We start from the raw sequence: 2,147 nt of genomic DNA on the forward strand, positions 1-2,147 counted from the left end.
ACTCACCAATGGATGTCACCAGTACCTGGACGTGGCGGGTAGACCGGCTGGTACGGTTGATGATGCTCGCCAACCAGCGGGCTGTCTGGCATCGCTATCAGCTGGGGCGTCAGCAGGAGCGTAAGGAACCACGCCAGCACCGCTCGACCAAGCCGAGCCCGCTTAAACCTGCCCACCGTTACCACCAGGCATCACTCACCGATAGCGAGCTGGTTGCCCTCTACAAATTCACCTGCTGCGCTCTGTATCAATCGAGTGAATGGAGTGGGAGCCCTGAGCAGGCTCCCCGGCTAGTGAAGGTGATACAGCAGTTGCAACAGGCTCTCGCACAAGACGTGCTGACCCGGCTGTCACTGTGGGACCAAGCCCCTTGGGGAGAGATGTGATGAACCTTTCCATCACTCTGACGGTGACAAACTCACCACCGAGCTCAACCGCCCAGATAGCCCAGCGTATCGCCGATGACATGGCACAACTACATCACCGTCTGGGGGATGGGGTCAGCGATGAACTGGGCATCAGCATCAGTTACCTGGTCGAACAATTTGCGCTACTGGCAGCGGCTTACCGTGCGCCTGCAGAAAGGGAGCAACACCCATGATTGAATTTACCGACAGCTTTAGCCAGGCCGCCGTAGCGGAGGCCATGTGTGCCCATCCAGCACTCGCCAAGCTCATCAGCCAGCAGTTGATGCTGCCTGGCTGGGCCTATGCCCACGATGTGGAGGGAAGGCGTATTGGCGGCCCGCTGGTCGCGCCCAACCCGGTGCTGCACAAAACCTCGCTTTTTGTCAGCCCACGGGATATGCGTGAGCACCTGCCACGAGAGATTAACTTCGCCCGCTTTCGCTGCGCCTGTAATGCAGCGGGTCTGCCGGTCGGTGAGTGGCAACGGGTAATTGTCGGGGCCTACGTCAACCACGGTAGTAATGACAAGCCGGATTGGAGTAGTCACACCTGAGCCACGGCCACCTGCACACCCAAGACCTCTAACAGCCCCTCACACCGAGGGGCTGTTTACATTTTAAGGAACCCAACCATGCACGACCTGCGTGATTACAAGACCCTGACCGCTCGGCAGATCACCACTGCCATCGGTCAGCTCAACCACAACACCGCACCGAAGATAATGACCCACCTGGGATTGCGGGCTAGACAGAAGTACCCGCTCGGTAATGGCCGCAGCAGAGCCAAGGCCCTCAAGCTGCTGCGCCGGGTCAAGAAAGCCCACAAAGCGGGGCGTATCCCGTTTGAACTTACAGTGACCGGCTGCCGCATCGACCGGGGTAGCCATCAGGCTGACCGCTACTACTACGACCGAACACTGCTGGCTCAGGGCTGGCAGCAATACGATACCGAGGAAGACGCGTGGTATTTCGGCATCTGGATTCACACAGAGAAGCTGGAGACCTTTACCTACGCCGAGGGGGATACCAGCCATGTGATTGCACCGAACGTCGAGACATTTCGTGCCGAACTGGCGCGGCTCTACCAGAACCACCCGCAAGCCCCGGCGTTTATCAGCATTGACCCAGAAGCAGGCGTTGTGACCCACCACTTTGAAGCTAAGCCGGAGGTGTGACATGGCGAAGAACATCACCATCAAGGTGCCCGGCAAACATCCGCAAACCGGCGAGCTCACCACCTTTGAGCTCAAGGGCCAGTGCATCGATATCGACATTGGCGGCCAGGCCGTGCCCTTCCTCATTCACGGGAGGGGTATAGGCACCTAGCTCACCCACATCCCGAGCGGCTACCGCATTGCACTGCTCGGCGGCTGGCTCACCGCGCGTTACGCAATACCTGAGAATAAGCCCAGCAGAACGGCCTGCGCCCAGATGGCCATAGACCGACTGGTAGCCCAGTACGGTTCGCTGCACCCGCTGGACAGACTCAATTGCAAACCGGTTATCAATCAGCTGTAACGCACAGCCCAGACAACAAGGAACGATGCAATGACCAACACCCTCCCTGCAACACCTGACCCACTGGCAGGCTATACGGTGATGCAGATGCTGGATGTCGCCGCGAGTTCCATCATCGGCGATTACGATGACGCAGACCTGGTGCCTGAATGGCAATGGGTCAAGCGTATGGCCTCACATGAACATATCGGCGTGAAGGATGACTCCGCCTATGAGTACACCC

Annotated in this window: 6 protein-coding genes; all 6 read left to right on the forward strand. The window is 58.6% G+C overall.

All coding sequences use genetic code 11. From position 1 onward, the window contains the following. A partial coding sequence (locus AACS18_RS08960; protein ID WP_108614147.1) for a hypothetical protein occupies positions 1-386 on the forward strand: 386 nt, incomplete at its 5' end. After that, positions 386-601 (forward strand): hypothetical protein, encoded by a 216-nt coding sequence (locus tag AACS18_RS08965; RefSeq protein ID WP_108614148.1) that lies wholly within the window; start codon positions 386-388, stop codon positions 599-601. The genes AACS18_RS08960 and AACS18_RS08965, both read left to right, overlap by 1 nt. Further along, complete coding sequence (locus AACS18_RS08970; protein ID WP_108614149.1) at positions 598-960, forward strand: hypothetical protein; 363 nt, start codon at positions 598-600, stop codon at positions 958-960. The genes AACS18_RS08965 and AACS18_RS08970 overlap by 4 nt, the downstream gene beginning before the upstream one ends. Before the next feature lie 78 nt (positions 961-1,038). Next, positions 1,039-1,581, forward strand: coding sequence for a hypothetical protein (locus AACS18_RS08975; protein WP_108614150.1), 543 nt, complete (start codon positions 1,039-1,041; stop codon positions 1,579-1,581). A 1-nt stretch (position 1,582) separates the two neighbouring features. Then, entirely contained in the window at positions 1,583-1,732 is a 150-nt protein-coding gene (locus AACS18_RS08980) for a hypothetical protein (RefSeq protein ID WP_258228894.1), read from the forward strand. 222 nt (positions 1,733-1,954) lie between these two features. Then, positions 1,955-2,147, forward strand: a 193-nt coding sequence (locus AACS18_RS08985) for a hypothetical protein (RefSeq protein ID WP_108614151.1), incomplete at its 3' end; no start/stop codon positions are given.

The sequence above is a fragment of the Aeromonas sp. HMWF015 genome (genome assembly GCF_963878965.1).
GTDB lineage: Bacteria > Pseudomonadota > Gammaproteobacteria > Enterobacterales > Aeromonadaceae > Aeromonas > Aeromonas veronii.